Source organism: Capnocytophaga canis (assembly GCF_000827555.1).
Taxonomy (GTDB): domain Bacteria; phylum Bacteroidota; class Bacteroidia; order Flavobacteriales; family Flavobacteriaceae; genus Capnocytophaga; species Capnocytophaga canis.
Genome location: NZ_CDOI01000176.1, coordinates 1 through 18,144 on the forward strand (window position 1 = coordinate 1; position 18,144 = coordinate 18,144).

At 37.1% G+C, this 18,144-nt stretch carries 8 protein-coding genes and 1 pseudogene; 7 read left to right on the forward strand and 2 right to left on the reverse strand.

The features are described from left to right. Nucleotides 1-335 precede the first annotated feature (335 nt). Complete coding sequence (locus CCAND38_RS09345; protein WP_042345007.1) at nt 336-815, forward strand: hypothetical protein; 480 nt, start codon at nt 336-338, stop codon at nt 813-815. A 132-nt stretch (nt 816-947) separates the two neighbouring features. Next, a complete protein-coding gene (locus CCAND38_RS11405; protein WP_052458222.1) occupies nt 948-1,439 on the forward strand; it encodes a hypothetical protein in 492 nt (163 codons plus the stop codon). A gap of 208 nt (nt 1,440-1,647) precedes the next feature. Here CCAND38_RS11405 and pbpC read toward each other — a convergent pair whose 3' ends face one another. Beyond that, nucleotides 1,648-4,002 (reverse strand): penicillin-binding protein 1C, encoded by a 2,355-nt coding sequence (gene pbpC, locus CCAND38_RS09355; RefSeq protein ID WP_042345008.1) that lies wholly within the window; start codon nt 4,000-4,002, stop codon nt 1,648-1,650. 174 nt (nt 4,003-4,176) lie between these two features. Beyond that, on the reverse strand, nt 4,177-4,308 hold the full coding sequence (locus CCAND38_RS12145) for a hypothetical protein (protein ID WP_255318343.1): 132 nt from the start codon (nt 4,306-4,308) through the stop codon (nt 4,177-4,179). Between the two features lie 275 nt (nt 4,309-4,583). Between CCAND38_RS12145 and CCAND38_RS09360 the strand changes: the two genes are divergently transcribed. The 5 genes and pseudogenes from CCAND38_RS09360 to CCAND38_RS09380 all read left to right on the forward strand — a co-directional run. Further along, nucleotides 4,584-5,840: a sigma-54 interaction domain-containing protein gene (locus CCAND38_RS09360; RefSeq protein WP_042345009.1), complete on the forward strand. Its 1,257-nt coding sequence runs from the start codon at nt 4,584-4,586 to the stop codon at nt 5,838-5,840. A gap of 260 nt (nt 5,841-6,100) precedes the next feature. Next, nucleotides 6,101-8,296 (forward strand): PepSY domain-containing protein, encoded by a 2,196-nt coding sequence (locus tag CCAND38_RS09365; protein ID WP_042345010.1) that lies wholly within the window; start codon nt 6,101-6,103, stop codon nt 8,294-8,296. 386 nt (nt 8,297-8,682) lie between these two features. Beyond that, nucleotides 8,683-11,817, forward strand: a complete 3,135-nt coding sequence (locus CCAND38_RS09370; protein ID WP_156129792.1) for a T9SS type B sorting domain-containing protein — start codon at nt 8,683-8,685, stop codon at nt 11,815-11,817. A 12-nt stretch (nt 11,818-11,829) separates the two neighbouring features. Continuing rightward, nucleotides 11,830-13,233 carry a PorP/SprF family type IX secretion system membrane protein gene (locus CCAND38_RS09375; RefSeq protein WP_052458224.1) on the forward strand — a complete coding sequence of 468 codons (1,404 nt, stop codon included), beginning with the start codon at nt 11,830-11,832 and terminating at the stop codon, nt 13,231-13,233. Nucleotides 13,234-13,441: 208 nt separating this feature from the next. After that, nucleotides 13,442-18,144, forward strand: a pseudogene (locus CCAND38_RS09380) (T9SS type B sorting domain-containing protein); the annotation flags it as partial.

The window sequence follows — 18,144 nt, forward strand, 5'->3', positions numbered from 1 at the left end:
ACGCAACGCAACGCAACGCAACGCAACGCAACGCAACGCAACGCAACGCAACGCAACGCAACGCAACGCAACGCAACGCAACGCCTATTCTAATGCCTTAATAGTTCGCTCGCACGCGAAAGGTATCTTTTTTCTTCCATTTACGCAAATTTGTAGCTCTAATTTTTTGTCAAAAATTACGAGTTCAACTTTCCTTATACAAGCCTATTGCGAATTAATCATTCGCAGTGGGCTTTTTCTATTCTCAAAAATCAAATGGCAATCTATCCAACTCAGAATATAAATTTATTCAAGTTATTTTATAAAACAAAACATAATTTTTAATACTAAATATCATGATTAGAAAAGTAATTTTATTATTGATGGTAGGGCTAAGTGTAGCCTGTACCAAAAACGAAAAAGAAATCGAAAAAGATGATGCTCCTCAACAACAAAATGGCATCGTAGTTACTCGAAATAACCTGAATAAAGCGTTGATAAATGTTACCATTACTTCGCTTAAAAACTTAACTTATGATGATGTAGAGGTTCTTTGTTCCAGAGATCCTTTTAATGGTGGATTTACACTTACTTTTATTCGTAAAATGAAAGAAAATGAAATCATTAACGCCGAAGGAAAAGTAACACTCGATGTTACTGAGTTGTTTTATGGAGTTTCAAATTTAGTTTTGGATGGTGATAACAACATGTACGTATTGTTAGTTGATAAAAAATCTGAAAAACGATTCGATGTGTATAACCAAGTAAGAGTACGAATTAAAAAAGGAGAAACCTACCATATTGAGCTTATGGCAGAAAAGAAAAATAAGGTTTAATATATTTTGAATACCAATTAAAAAGCGTTATCCGAAGGACGTTACATAACATTAATTTTTTTTAACTCTCCCACGAGGCGAAATCCGAAAAGCCTATAATAGAGTAGGAACATTTATTAAATTTTTTATTTTATGAAAAGATTTTTTTTAGTTTTAATTTTGATTGGGATAGGTAATGTTGCTTATGCTCAATTCAAGGTAGGAGCTCATTTGGGATATGGTTCTTATAAAAACATAGGCGTTGGAGCAGATGTAGAATACTTGTTAAACGATAAATGGGCTGCTGCTTCTGATTTTAATTATTATTTTTCAACAGGAAATGGGACTGCATGGGATTTAAACTTTAACGGGCATTATTATTTTTATGAAGCTAAACAAATTAAAGCGTTTGCTTTAACAGGATTAAACCATACAAGAAGAAATGTAGAAACTCCTAAGTTAACTAATGCTTTTGGACAAGAATTTCAGGTTGAATTTCCTACATTTTCAAGCACTACTATAAATATCGGCATTGGAGCAAATTATGAATTGAATGATGTCTTGGAGGTATTTTCTTCATTGAAATATACAATTAGCCTACTTGGAGGTATGAATTTTACAGTGGGGATAAAACATAAGTTTTAATAGATGTTATCAATTAAACGATAATTGTTTTATTGTATTAACGTGAGTTCTATATAAAAAGTAGGTTTAATTTTTTGAGATAAGGGATATTTTTAGTAAATTTAATGATAAACACACAAATTTACTAAAAATATTCCTTATCTTATCCGATAAAATTACTGAACTGCGAGGTACATTTTTACTTTTAACAATTAAAACAGCTAAATAACTATTTTACAGTCACTTCAATAACTCGCTCTTCGCCTTTAGTGTTGATAATTCGTAATATATTTTTTCCTTTTGGTGCATAGATGTCCATTTCGTGGAAATGCGTGGTAACGCCCAAGTAAGAACTGTTCAGATACCAAAATACTTCGCCTTCATTGTGGGCTACTTTAGCTGTAAAAGGTTGTAAATCACCTCCAAATCCTTTAGTCGTGTAAATTATGTTTCCGTGCTTAGGATAGATAAAGTCTAATGATTTTATCGTGTTACTATGTTGACAATCAGATCTAAAAGGAGGGAGAGTTTGGTAATTAACATGCTGTTTTCTGTAAAACCACTCCATCACAGGAGGCAAAACAAACCATGATTTTGTGACGATTTTATCAAGAGATTCGCAAGAGGCATTGATTTGAAATTGTTCATTTTTGTCTAAATGGACAATTTTATGATATTTACATTGTTCGTTGTCGGAATTGCTAATGGTTGAGTAGATCGTTTTTTTGGGACATTCTTCTTTTGCTAAAAATCCAGAAACTTCACACACAGAGAGTTCTCTAAGGTCTTCGTGAGGCTTCTTAAACCATGTTGAGTTAGGCAAGGTATTGAAAATACTGAACATAATAGGAGCTGCAAAAGAAGCACCTGTTAGCGAAGGACGACCTTCGCCTGTAGCATTACCCACCCAAACGCTAACTACATATTCTGGAGTTATACCAATTGACCAAGCATCTTTATTTCCGAAGCTGGTTCCTGTTTTCCATGCTACTTTTCGAGCCGACTCATAGTATCGCCATGCTACATCGCTCGTTGGGCGATTTACTTCTTTCATGGCTTCAAACATTTGCCATATAGCTCCTGCTCTCAATGTGGGAATTTCTGTGGTAAAATGACCAAAATCAATAGTGTTTTTAGACAAATCATAGTTTAAATCCTGAAATTCGGCACTTCGATAGGCTCTTTGTTTGTTGAAAACATTCAATTCGGAAGCTAAATTAACGTAAACTCTTGTTAAATCCCATAGATTACTTTCAGCTCCTCCTAAAATTATAGATAAACCATAATGATCAGGATGTTTTTTTATGTCCGTAAGGGAAATTTTTTGGATGATATCGTAAAAACGATACGTTCCAAAACGTTGCAATAGCCATACAAATGGTATGTTTAGTGATTTTGCTAATGCCATATCTGCTGGAACAGCTCCCTCGAAGGTGTTGTTAAAATTTTGAGGAGAATATCCAGAAATATGCGTAGGAATGTCTGGGATTAACATTTGAGGCAATAAATCTCCTTCTTGAAGCATAGCCGCATACAGTAGAGGTTTCAACACGCTCCCAGTACTGCGAGGGGCATGGACAATATCCACATCTTTTTGGTGAGCAACATTTGTAGGAGTATTTCCAATATATGCTAACACATTCCGAGTTTTCACATCCGTAACTAGTACCGACATATTATAAACTTCTGATTGAGAATAATGGTGATAGTAGTTACGAACAATTTGATTTACTTTTTCTTGCAAATAGAAATCAATAGTCGTTTTGATGCGATGACCTTCATTTTTTTTAGCAATGAGTTCCAATAAGTGAGGAGCCATCTGTGGTAACGGATGTGGTTTTTGAGGTAAAGGCTCGGCAAGTGCTAGTTCGTATGTTTCGTTGTCTATAACCTGATTGTCAAGCAGTTTTTTGAGTAGTCGATTACGTTTTTGTAATAAAAGTTGTTGATTTTTTCCTGGAAAAATTAAACTTGGGGCATTGGGTAATACAGCTAATGTTGCACATTCTGCCCACGACAATTGATGTGGAGACACCCCAAAATAACGCCATGCTGCCATATCCAACCCTACAACATTTCCGCCAAAAGGAGCGTGTGAGGCATAAAGCCGTAGAATTTTGTCTTTAGAATGTCGAAATTCTAAACGCGTAGCTAAAATCAATTCAGTAATTTTCTCAAAATATGTACGTTGTTGGTTTTCACGAGATAAACGGATGACCTGTTGCGTGATTGTACTGCCTCCACGAACAATTTTTCCTTGTTGTAAATTATTTACTAAGGCTTTAGTCATCGAAATAGGATTCACTCCCCAGTGGTAGCTAAAGTATTCATCCTCAAAGTATATAATTGCTTTTTTGAATCGATAAGGTACACTGTCAAGCTCAGGAAACCTCCATTGTTCATCATTCGCGATTTTTGCACCCAACAAATTTCCTTCAGCACTTTCAATCACAGTGGAATAATCGTCGGGAAACAGTGCTTTTGGCAATGAAAAGTAATACAACAACAGAACAACTCCAAAAACAGAAGTTTTGATAGGATTTTGCTTAATTTTTTGAGTTATGTAATTAAAAAATCGTAACATTGAAAGTGAATTTCACAAAGGCAAATATACGGATTTATTCGTTTTTGAGCAGAAAAATTCTCATTCTCAACGGATTTTAGAAACAGAACTGTAAACCGTAAGCGTAGGGACGCAATACATAGCGTCCCCATCAAAATTCCTTCAGTGAAACTAACTTATCTCAGATTCAATGAATTACTTTTTTTTTCCACTGCGGAAAAACATAACCGTCATCACAACAAAGGCGATACAAACTAAAACGAAGACACCGATGATGAAAACACCTGCTGTGTGGTTGTAAAGAGGAATGTTAGAAATCATTGTCATTTTTGTAGCGTTTTTTTATTCGGCTAAGATAAAATTTTTCGTAAAAATAAAATATGATAAATGTCAGTTTTTCAGTTAATTATAAATATTTTTGTTTGTAAAACATTGGTTTTCAATATTTTATAAAAGCATTGTTTTTAAAAAATAAATTATATATTTGCCGCCCGAAATATTTTTTTCGAGTAGAAAACAAGATAATGATAGATCTTAGACATTGTTTTTGACGTTACATTGAGTTAAAATTCGTATATTTGACCGGTTAAATTTTGCAACTTGTGGAAAACATACAAACTATAAAACAACGTTTTGGAATCATCGGGAATGACCCTAAACTCAATCGAGCTGTTGAAAAGGCAGCACAAGTAGCTCCCACTAATGTTTCTGTATTGGTTACGGGAGAAAGTGGAGTAGGGAAGGAGTCTATTCCGAAGATAATTCATTCATTGTCAATGCGTAAGCACGGTAAGTACATTGCTGTGAACTGTGGAGCCATCCCCGAGGGGACAATTGATTCCGAGCTATTCGGCCACGAAAAAGGGGCTTTCACAGGAGCTACATCGACTCGAAACGGATATTTTGAAGAAGCGGACGGAGGCACAATCTTTTTGGATGAGGTGGGAGAACTACCACTTACCACACAGGTGCGATTGCTTCGCGTACTCGAAAATGGAGAGTTTATCAAAGTAGGGTCATCGGTAGTGCAGAAAACAAATGTACGCATTGTGGCAGCAACCAATGTGAAAATGTTCGAAGCAATTAAAAAAGGACGATTCCGTGAGGATTTGTACTATCGGTTGAGTACCGTTGAGATTCACTTACCCGCACTTCGAGAGCGAAAAGACGATATTCACCTGCTTTTCAGAAAGTTTGCTTCTGATTTTGCTGAAAAATACAAAATGCCGCCCATAAAACTGACTGATGATGGCGTACATCTTTTGGTTAACTACCGCTGGAGTGGGAACATACGTCAGTTGCGTAATGTAGCTGAACGAATCTCTATTTTAGAACAAAAAAGGGAGATTTCTGCTACAATTTTGCGTAACTATCTGCCTGACGAGGGAGTTAATCTGCCAACAGTAGTCGGTACCACACGTAGTGAAAGTGATTTTTCAAACGAACGAGAATTATTATATAAGGTGTTGTTCGATATGAAAAGCGATCTCAATGATCTGAAAAAATTGACTTTGGAGCTATTACAAAAAGGAAATTCGCAACAAGTTCAAGAGGATAATAAGGGATTGATCCATCGAATTTATGGTGAAAATAAGAAACATACTTCTGAGGTAACTCCCGAAATTTCATTCATTCCTGTTGAGGCGACAATTCCTACCGAGGTGATTGACGATGCGGAAGAGTACGTTTATGAGGAAGCTCCAAAAGACGAATCTCTTTCCTTGCACGATAAAGAATTAGAGTTGATAATCAAATCGTTAGAGAGAAATGGAGGCAAACGTAAGGAAACAGCCAAAGAGTTGGGAATTTCAGAACGGACACTCTATCGGAAAATTAAACAATTTGATTTGGATTTGTAAAGCTCCTATTCAATATCTTTCTGCTTTTCATCCCAATCAAGTTGACTGTGTTTGAAATTCCGTAAAAATGGGGTTAATAAAATTAGTTTACTTAACCATAACGAACCTTACAGATTTGCACAGGCAATGTTAGATTGATAATGTAGAATCTTAGTTAAATTTTGGGTCTTGACATGAGGTACGACGCAGAAGATACGTCAGGACTCTTATTTTTTTTTGATATAAATGTATAATCAGTCTTAATAAAAACAATTGTAAAAATGACTCTGTCCATTTGGAGATATGCACATTTGGTATTAGCTTTAGTAGCTTCATTTTTTGTTCTGATAGCTACCCTTACGGGGATGATTTTAGCATTTGAACCTATTTCAAATCAATTAAAACCTCTGAAGAGCTCTAATTTTGAAGATGTTGAGCTATTCGAAACTGTATTACAATTAAAGGAAAAATACACAGAAGTATTATCTCTTGAGGTTGATGAAAATCGGTTTGTTAAAACAGAAGTTGTTGATGAACAGGGCGATACAATGATTTTTTATATAGACCCTAAAACGGCAGCAACTGTTGGTGAAACTTACAAACGACCTGAATTATTTAGTTTTACCACTACTTTACATCGTTCTTTGTTCATGGGAAAAGTAGGGAGAATTGTGATGGCTGTAACTGCATTTTTACTGTTTTTGATTGCTGTTTCAGGAATGATTCTCATTGTTCGTAAGCAAAAAAGTTGGAAACGCTTTTTCAATAAATTGGTAAAAGAACGATTTTTTCCCCACTACCATACCTTTTTAGGTCGACTGTTACTCTTTCCTATAACTGTCATTACTCTTACAGGAATATACCTTTCCTTGGAAGGCTTTTCGTTGATTACCTCCCCAAAAATAGATTTTGAAGATATTGACTACGAACAAATTAACGAAAAACCTCATAGGTCAATTGCAGATTTTGAGGTGTTTCACATCCCACTTTCAGACGTAAAAAAACTCACCTTTCCAATATTTGAAGATGTAGAAGAAACTTATCGCTTAGAATTGATTGATAGTGAGTTCATTATAAATCAGTTTACAGGAGAAGTATTGGCACAATCGCCTAAGTCAACTGTAAAGGCAATGACCTATTACAGCATGATATTGCATACCGGTAGGGGTACGGTGCTATGGGCTGTGATTTTGTTTTTATCTTGTATTAGCATTTTGTTTTTTATCTACTCAGGATTCGTTATAACATTGAAACGCAGGAAATCAAAAATCCGTAATCCATACACGAAAGATAATTGTCAATACGTGATTTTGGTAGGATCAGAAGGAGGCACGACTTTAGGATTTGCTAATTTGGTACATCATGAGCTTATCCGTCAAGGAAAAAAATCGTATTTAGCAGAAATGAACTCCTTGTCAGAATATCCTAAAATGGAGCATTTAATAGTGATGACTTGTACCTATGGCAAAGGAAATGAGCCTGTTAATGCAACAAAATTTAAATCTTTATGGCAAAAGAATACGATTCAAAAACCATTTACCTATTCAGTAGTGGGGTTTGGATCTTTGGCATATCCCGACTACTGCAAATATGCTTATGAAGTAGATGAACTATTAGCGAAAACCTCCATAGGTAAAAAAATAGTAGATTTGCAAACTGTTAATAATCAGTCTGTTGAGTCTTTTTCACTTTGGGCGAATGAATGGGCAAGGCAACAAGGTTTTTCACTAAATTTACCCTTTAACAAGTTGGCTAAAAAGAAAGGTAAACAACACACATTCAAAGTGATAGAAAAAACAACTATTCAATCCGATGAAACTTTTTTAGTGCGATTGCAAACTATTGAAAATGTGCGTTTTACATCAGGAGATTTATTGGGTATAACATCAGAGGTTGATGGTAGAGAACGACTCTATTCCATAGGGAAAACGGCTTCCAATGAGATTTTACTGAGTGTGAAACGACATGAAAAAGGGTTGATTTCCAATATGTTAAATAATTTAAAATCAGGTGATCTTTTGAAGTCGGCGATATATAAAAATCCAGAATTTCACTTTCCCAAAAAAGGAAAACCAGTGGTTTGTATTGCTACAGGAACAGGTATAGCTCCTTTTTTGGGAATGATAGCTGACAATGAAGCCCATCAACCGTTAACGCTATTTTGGGGCGGAAAAAACGACAGGTCTTTGGTTATTTACAAATCATTTTTGGAAGAGCAACTTCGAGTTGGAAAATTGACGAATCTACAAATTGCTTACTCCAGAATGGGGGCGAAAAAATATGTACAAGATATTGTTTTAGAGCAATCTACGTTTTTTGCAAATCTCCTAAAGAGTGGAGGTGTGGTGATGATTTGCGGTTCAGTAGCGATGCAGCGAGGAGTGGCTGAGATATTAGAAAGTATATGCCAAGAACAATTACAAAAACCGTTGAGTTATTTCCAAAACAGACAACAGTATAAAGTTGATTGTTATTAGGTACTTTTCAGGATTCTACCGTATTTTATACGCTTTGAACTGTTACCGAAAAATCAAAATTCTTCAGATTTTTTGATATTTAAAGTACTGCTTACTCTTAAAGAAATCACAATTAACATTGTTTTTAGATAAAACATAAAAATGTCAAAAAAGAGAAAAAACGGAAGTTTTTGTATCTTTTTCGTAATAAAAATATGTTAAATGTTTTTCTTTTTATTTTATTTTTGTATGATAACTGCTATTTATGATTTAGGATTATTAACTCTTGTTTTTTGAAATCGCAAAAACTAACATCCGATAGTTTTATATCCAATTAATTTGTTTACTTTTGCAATGCTGTCACATGTGTTTAATACAAATAAACCGTGAAAAAAGATTTTGAAATAATGAAAATAGATATTTCATACAAGTATTTAGTACTGCTTATTTTCTCTTTGTTCGTAAGCTATGTACACGCTCAGAGGATAGAGTCTATCTCTCTGGGTTTTAGTGATGCTTGTGTTTCGGATTCATATAATAACTTTGGAGTTTCATTCAAATGGCAACCACCATTGCCCAATGCTACGAATCAATATATTATTGAGTTATCCGATGCGAATGGTGATTTTTCAAATCCTGTAACATTAGCAACGTTGACAGGGCAAAATACACAGTTTGAATACTCAGTAAACGTTCAGTTTCCGAACACCATGCATGGAGATGCGTATAGGATTCGTGTTAGTAGCACCAATCCATCATCTTCCATTACAAGTAATCCATTTTCGGCTTACTATGTAAATGTAAATAGCCCTATGGAATTAAACGGAGGGGTATCTAATATCAATCTTTGTCCAGGGCATTCGCAAGAAATATCAGTAAACAAAAAAGGTGAAAAAGCTTACAAATGGTACCGTAACAATACCTTAATTCCTGGTGAAACCAAGCATACGCTCCGAGTTTCAGAGGCTGGGACGTATCATGCCGTTGTAGATTATGGAAACTATTGCTCGGGTTCGTCCAATTCACGTTCAAACAATGTGACCGTGGTAATGGGGGGAAGTCTCGGGGTCGTTATAACCAACTCGATTTCAGGTAATAATATTTGTAAAGGTCAGCCTTTTACCTTAACAGCAAGTGTTAACGATTCGAACTATCTATATAAATGGTATCGTAACGGAACGGTAGTGCAACAGGGAGCAGGTATGCATACTTACACAGCTCCTACCGATGACACGGCTGCTGGTTCCTATAAGCTAGGAATTTCTGTTCCAGGTAGTACTTGTGAGGAATTAACAAATGAAATTGAAATAAAATTCAGAGAAAACTTCACGGTTTCAGCTACGGTACAGGGTGATGTACTGATTTTGCCTGGAGGGACGAAAAAATTAGAGGCTACTACTACAGCTGAATCCCCATCATATCAATGGAAATTGAATGGAGCCCCCATACAAGGAGCTACAGAGGCTACTTATCAAGCCAGACAGCCTGGAGAGTACACCGTTGAGGTAACTCAAGGAGGAAGTTGTGCGGGAGTTTTGCAGACCTCTAATAAGGTATTGCTTGAAAGTCCGAATGAATTTAAGGTGGAGATTCGATATAAGTCCTCGGGTTACCAACCTTGTATGTTTGATAAAGCTACTTTAGGATTGGCAAAAATCATTGCTGTCACTCCTTCAGGAGAAGTATTGTTAGAGGCATCAAGTTACAGTGCATTTACTTACCAATGGTATAAAGACGATCAAGCTTTGGATGATGATGACGATGACAACGATGACGATGATGATGACAATGATAATGACAATGGTTTTGAACTTACCTTAAATAAGGCTACTCAAAATGGGAATTACTCTTTGAAAATAGCTACTCCTGGAGTTACAAACATACAACGTTCTAATTCGTTACCCGTACAGTTGACAGATCCCAATGCGGTACAGTTGAACGGAGGACAAACGAGCTTGGAGGTTTGTGCAGGTGTAGTTACTTTGACGGCTTCGCCGCTTGACGCTAATGCCACTTATACTTGGTACAAAGATGGTGTTAAGGTATCTGAAGGAGCAGGAGTTTACGAATATGGAGCAACCCAAATGGGGACTTATTACGTGGCAATGTCTGGAACTTCAGAGGCTTGTCCTGCTACGTCAAATTCATTAGTGCTTGTTAAAAGAGAAATCAGGGCAAATTGGGTTTTGCCACAAATCCCAAGAGCTTTTATACCTGGTAAAACCTATGTGTTGACAATCAGTCACAACATGAATAATCCAACTATCAAATGGTTTAGAAATGGGACTGAAATTCAGGGAGTTTCTGCTCCTACTTATTCCGTTACGGAACCAGGAGCTTATCATGCTGAGGTAGAAAGTTCAAGTTCGGGGTGTGCAGGTTCAAAAATTGTATTACCTTTGCGGAGCTATATAGAGATAAAAGAGCTTAAACCTAATATAGGATTTGCGGAAGTCCAGTCTCAAAATTGTGATGGTACGGCAACTCAAACAACATTGAAGCTGAAAAAGTTAGAAGCTGTATTAGAAGGAGGTGAGGTTGTTTTGATAGGTAATGAGGGGGATGAGACTGATTATCAGTATTTCAGTTTTCAATGGCTCAGAAACGATGCCCCAATTATGGGACAATCTGACCCGACGGGATTAGTTGTTACAAAAGAAGATGCCTTAACTGGAAGTTATTCGCTATTAGCAATTTACCAAACGATCATTGACCCGTCAAACAAATTGAATGTATCTTTTTCAACTATTCCGGATATCACATTAGTTTCGGAAAGTGATGATGATAGTCCTAAAATTTGCGAAGGCGGTTCAACTATTATCAAAGCTCCTATAGATTCGGAGGCATTCTCTTATCAATGGTATAAGGGAGCAGTTCCTATCGAAGGAGCAGTAGAAGCAACCTATGAAGCAACAGAAGTTGGTGATTATTATTTGAGGATTTCTAATGGAGCTTGTACCAAACAGTCGACTAACATCGTGAAAGTTTCTGTATTTGATCCTAGTTCACTAAAGTTAGTACGCGTCAATAGTGATGGAATAGAAATTTCGGAAGTGCCTTCAGGCAGTCGCGTTACAGCATCGAAAGGAGAGGTAATCAAAGTTGTTGGAGGGAATAGTAAAGCGGAAAACTATCTGTGGAGTACGCCAAGTAATTCTGTTTTCGCTCAGGAAATTATTATAAAAGAAACAGGAGATTACGTGTTGACAGCTACTATAGGCGGTACTTGTTCACCGGTGGAGTTACGTTTTTCAGCGGAAGTGTTTGAAATTTCTAAAATCCCCAACGTGGTAACGCCTAATGGAGATGGAAGTAACGATTTTTGGGAGATTCCTGAGGAGTATCTGAATAAGGATAATGTTAAAGTAAGCATATATTCGCAAGAAGGGAAGGCAGTCTTCTCTGGTACAAGATTTACCAATAAAACTTGGCCTAATGTTGAAACATACAAAGAATTGGGTAAAAGAGCCTTAATCTTTATGTATATAATAGAAGTGGATAATAAAGTAGATAAGCAAGGTACCATAACTTTGTTCAGATAGAGAAAGAAGATGATGAATAGAAATACTGTTACATGGGTTATTTTGATGTTGTTAGTTCAGTTTTCGTGGGCACAGCAAAAGAATAACTATTATTTAGCACATGATTTACCAGGACATACAGCTGTAAAATACAACACGTTTTTGATGAATCCAGCTTTTCCAATTTTTGGGTACAAAGAGTCACATGTGGCATTGTATCACAGACAGCAGTGGATGAATTTTCAAAATAACTTTAGTATTTTTATGGGGACTTATGGTAAAAAATGGTCTGATAATGAGGTGATTAATGTTATGGCATTTCAGAAAAAGATTGGAGTGTTTCAGAATACAGGTTTTTTAGGAAATTATGTTCATCAGATAGGTTTGGGAGATGAGAGCTATTTGAGATTAGGGATTAATGCATCTTTTGGTATGAGTGGTATTGCTCAAGGGAAGATTGTAGCTAATGATTCATCAGATCCTTTTTTAGCGAATTTTAGCAATACTGGGATTTTTAATATAAACCCAGCTTTCGATATAAATTTCGGGATGATACATTTTGGATTGAATGCTGAAAATTTGATTGATTATGCATTGGCTGGAGGTGAGATGGCGGTACCTTTTAGTGATAAAGCTTTTACAGGGCACGTAATGTACCGAAATACGATGACAGCAGGTAGTGGAGTTTTGGAAGAGGCTACTTTGTCCGTATTAGCAAGAGGACGAAAAAGCGCAGATAATTTTCAAATGGGGGGACATGCAATGCTCGACATGCCTACTTTAGGTTGGGTACATGCTGGATATGATCAAAAATATGGAGTATCAGCAGGTTTAGGGTTCAATGTGAACGCTAACCTAAGTGCAGGATTTGGCTACGAACAAGGCATAGGTACCTATGTAAGCAATTTAGGAGGGACTTATGAGATTACTCTTGCCTATAATTTCGGAGGTGAGCGTCAAGCAAGGGCTAAAAAATTAGCAAAAGACAGAAAAGCAAAAGAGGTCGAGTTAGAAAACAAACGTAAGGCTGCTGAAAGAGCCAAAGAAGAGAAGAAAAAAACAGCGGTGGTGACGCCAACCACTCAAACAACACCGCCTCCTCCGAAGCCAGAGGAGAAACCGAAAACAATTATGCAACGATTGGAAGAACGTCTGAAAGTACAGGAACACAAGATTGCAAATGATAAAATTTCAGAAGGATTCTACGTTATCGCGGGAGTTTATAGAAATCCTAAAGGAGCTTACCAATATTTACAAAATGTCAGAGGGCTTGGATTGACAGCATATACTTTTGTACACCCTGAAAATGGAATGACGTACGTTTACCTTAACAAGGCGTACAGTAGCAAAGGAGAAGCAGGAGTGGTTATGACCGAAACGCTCAGACGACCAGAATTTGCCGACAGAAGTATTTGGATTCTGAGGGTAAGTCGATAATAACGTAAATTGAGAGAGAGGATAATGGTTAGAGATTAAAATAGTTTGTATATTTTGATTTCTAACCGTTGTCGTTCCTACATTTGGTCTTTTAAGTGTTTCACACCGATAGTTTCAGGGGGGTAAACAGGAATTCCTATCTGAATATTTGGCAGAAAAATAAAGCAATTGAAAAATATATAAAAGTGAAAAAGCTATGTTTATAAATATGAAAAATTCATCTTTTTTTCTTATGTTACTACTGACGATTGTTGGTGGTGGCAGAGTGTTTGGTCAAGCTCAGACTCATCAGAGTTTTGTACCTCACAGATATAATGTTACACTGAATGGAGACATGCTTGTAGTAGGAAACTCTATTTTGAATTATGGGACAAATTCAACTCAAGCAAATCAAGTTTATACGGGGTCTGCAACGAGTAACGAAGATGTACCGCTTTACTATATAGATATAGACAATGATCCTACAACGTTTAGTTCAAGTGCGGCTTCTATAGTTTTAGAAAACCAACTCATAGCTTGTTCAAAGGTAAAACAGGCGTATCTCTATTGGAGTGCTGTTTATATGAATCAGAAATTAGCTCCAACACAACCCGAGTTACAAAAGGCTAAATTTAAAGAGGTAAAGTTTAAGACTCCTTCATCTTCGGGTTATCATATACTTACAGGAGAAAAGGTATATGATGGAGGAGATGTGTTGTCGGAAAATTATACTGAAGCTACTCACCAACGGGCTTACGTTTATGTTGCTGATGTAACAGAATTATTGAAGCAGACTGAAGTAGCTAAGGGAAATTTTTTAGGAGAATATATGGTAGCAGACCTGAGAGCTGCTCATGGAAGAGATTCTCGTGTAGGATTTGCAGGAGGTTGGACATTGTATGTAGTATATGAAAATTCAACTTTATCCAGCAAACATATTACTTTATTTGATGGCTTTTCTGTAGTTAAAAATAATGGAATTCTTAACATTCCTATTTCTGGATTTAAAACAATTCCTAGGGGGCCTGTACATGCTAAAATTGCGTTTAGTGCATTGGAGGGAGAACGCAAGCCTCAGGATATACTCCAAATTGAGAAAGGAACACAATTTCATACATTGACAGCTCCTGGCAGAGCAATTGTAGACAATATAGCTTTTCCAGGTCAGAACGATTTTTTTAATAGTAAAATTACCGATGTTAATGGAATGTATAATCACAAAAGACCCAATAGTACTAACTTGTTTGGATATGATGCAGGTATTTTCAAGGTAGACAATGCAGACAATGACATATTAGCAAATAATCAAACAGCTACCAAATTGAGAATTACCACAGGGTGGGATGTAATCTATCCCTATATGTTTGCTTTTGGGATTGATGTGATTGCTCCCAAAATATTGATAGAAAAGAAAATATATAAAGTCAATGGAGAGGCTGATGTAACAGGAGGTACGGTTAATTTAGGCGATAAGTTACGTTATGAAATCAAATTCAGGAATGCGGGAAATGATGATGCTGAAAATTTGGAGCTTACAGACGTACTGTCTGAAAATTTAATATATACAGACATTATTTCATCTGTTAAATTCGGGTGGAATTCGAATCCTGTAGCGGGGGTTGACTATGTTTATAATCCTGCAAACCACACTATTAAATTCAATGTTCCAAATCATGTTGTGAAAAAAGAACAAACGACATGGAATAAAATTTCATTTGAGGTTAAGGTTCCCAATGATTGTAATGGATTGCGAAATGCTTGTTCCAATAGAATCGGAAATATTATAGAGGCAACTTATAAAGGAAGTTATAATCCTTCGGATTTTCAAGCACAAAGTTCAAGCAGTTTTGGAACATGTTTAAATGGTATTGAAGGGCCTTCAATTTTCATTGCTAATCTAGGAACTTGTGTGAGTAAAAGAAAAGAAACTCTTTGTCAGAAAACGCTTGATTTGGTAGCAGGTGCAGATTTTGAGACCTATGCTTGGACAAAAGAAGGTAGCTCAACAATCATTGGAACATCACAAACGTTAAAAGTTACAGAGACTGGTACTTATAAGGTTTTAAAGAAAAAAACGGGTTGTGCTGATATGCGTGAAGAAATAGAAGTAGTTTTGCATTCAACAGCTTTGGCAATCAATCCTATCAATCAGTATGCTTCTTTGGTGCTGACTTGCGGTAATGACGGTTCGGACTATCCACAAATTTACCTTTGTGGTACTTCTGCGACCAAACTGTTGCAGTTAAACACCGCAGGAGCAGTTAGTTACAATTGGCAGAAACGCAATAACTGTACCATTCCTGCCACGCATCCTGATACTTGCCCCGTACTGGATAACTACGGATGTACATGGAATACAGTACACACAGGAAGTTCTTACAATGTTAGCCAAGGGGGAGATTATCGAGTTGAAATTAATTACGCGGGAGGTTGTGTGCAGGTATTCTATTTTAGAGTAACTAAAACGGAGCTTACCCCTACGGTAACCACACGTGACATCATTTGTACAAAACAAGGTGAAATCACTGTAACTCATCCAACTTCAGGTTATCAATATGCTTTGCGAGGTAGTGATGGAAACATTGTAGTTAATTATCAGAATTCGAATAAATTTACTGTTACGAATCCAGATTCTTATACAGTCTTGATTCGTCAGGCATTACCAGCAGGATCGACTTACACTCCGTGTATCTTTGAGCTTCCTGCTTCAATTATACGTAAAAATCCGAATCTGGCTGTAGCAGCAACACCGTTGGCATGTCAGAATTCCAAAGGTAGTTTGCAAATTAGCGTATCGGATATGTTTCCACCTTACACCTATGTTGTAAGAAATGCATCTGCTTCAGGGGCAGTAGTCTACCAAGTGAATGCCACTAATACCACCAACATCACCGTACCTAATTTGAATGATGGAAACTATTATGTACAGGTAACTTCTCCTGATGGTTGTGCATTAAGCCATCCCATAACAATTAATAAACTCCCTGAATTGAAAGCTACAGCTACCGTGAAGCGTCATTTGATGTGTGGCGAGGCGGTGATTCGAGTGGAAGCACAGGGAGGAACACCTGGTACGAGCTATGGATATAGGATTGATGGTGGAACTACTTATGTGTATAACTACACGGGTAAATTCTATGAATTTACGGTAACGGCAGCAGGTACTTATAACATTCAGGTAACGGATGGGAACAACTGTAGTGTGAGTACATCCGCCACGGTTGATGCTTTAACACACCCTACATTTACCGCAACATCCAGACTGACAGATTGTGGGCAGAAAGTGGCATTGCAGATAAATGTAACCAGTAATCCATCCAATTTCCAAATCCGTTACAGCGTAGATGGAGGGCTTACCTCACAGATAGGAAACGCTTTTGTGGGGCTGACACCTGGAGGTACATATACACCATCTTTATTGATTTCATCAGGTTCTGCTACCTGTACGCTTACCTCAACTTTGACTCTGCCACCAATAAACAATGCTAAGATTACGGCGGCCTTTGCCGGAGTGATTGAGTTGATTGGTTGTGGTGGTACGGGAGTGAATTCCGACAAAGCTAAAGTACGAGTAACCAACGTACAAGGAGGTTCAGGTAACTATGAATATAGTTTCGATAACAAAGCAAATTGGATAACCTCTTCCGAGGCGTGGTTACCAGCCGGTACACATAATGTGTTTGTACGCGATAAGGTCAATGAGTGTGAGTTTGGTCCTATGGAAGTAAATGTGCCAAACCGTCCTGTAGCTCCAAACTTTACTACTTCTGTGGCATATGATTGCCAAGGACTGGGAAGTATTACAGTAGACAGTAATCAAAATGGGTTTGTTTATACCTATGAACACAATGGAAGAACTTATACCTCATCCACTATTTCAGGATTACCACCTGGATCACATACAATTAAGATAAAATATGCGGATCCAATAGCACCTACGCCAAGTATTCTGATAAAAGAAGACTTTGGATATGGAGGTTATACACGAAATCCGAATGTGCATCCTAACTATACATATAGAGATACCTCAACCATAGCTGATGGACAATATGTTGTAATGCCTGCAGGTACAGTTACAAATCCTACCTCAGGAACATTAGCTAACAATTGTTGGACAGCTCCGACAGACCATACCTCACCATCAGATCCTACAGGACGTTATTTAGCAATGAATGTAGGAAGCGTAGGATTTAATAAACCTATTTACTACAAAGAGGTGAACGACGTAATTCCAGAACAAGAAATTCGTTTTGAAATGTACGTTTACAATTTGTGCCATTGTACATCATGTGCACCACCAATATTTGCCATTCGTTTGGTAAATTCCGCTACTGGACAAATCATCGGAACGCAACAAGATTCGGGAAATATTCCAGTGAATGAAATGGTTAGAGGCGCGTGGCATCGTTTCTCTGGAACCTTGGCTGCACCTGGCGTAACCTCATTGCGTATTGAAGTAGTAAGTATGAGTCCTGAAACAGGTGGTAATGACTTGGCTATTGACGATATTCTTGTGTATCAGGTACCAAAAGTGTGTGGTTTCGATGCAGAAGTGACCGCAACTGTGTTGTCAAACAAACAATTTGGTGCTAATGAAAACACACGCATCGTTGAAAATGCAAAATGTCATCCAGCCTCCACGACAACTCCTAATAGTAGAGGTAAATACCAAATTAATTTGAAAAACATAGCAAATACAGGCTACTACGTGTCAAAAGATGGAGGAACATGGACTTTAGAAACTGCAAACCCATTCGTTTGGGATGATGTTCCAGTGGGTAATCATACAGTGAAATTCCGTTATAGTGCTACTTCAACAGATTGTGAAGTTACGGAAACCTTTGAGATTAAGGCACCACCTGCCATTACCGTTACCCCAATACCAACAAAATATTTAGGTTGTAATCCAGCAGAGGTTACTGTAACGGCTGG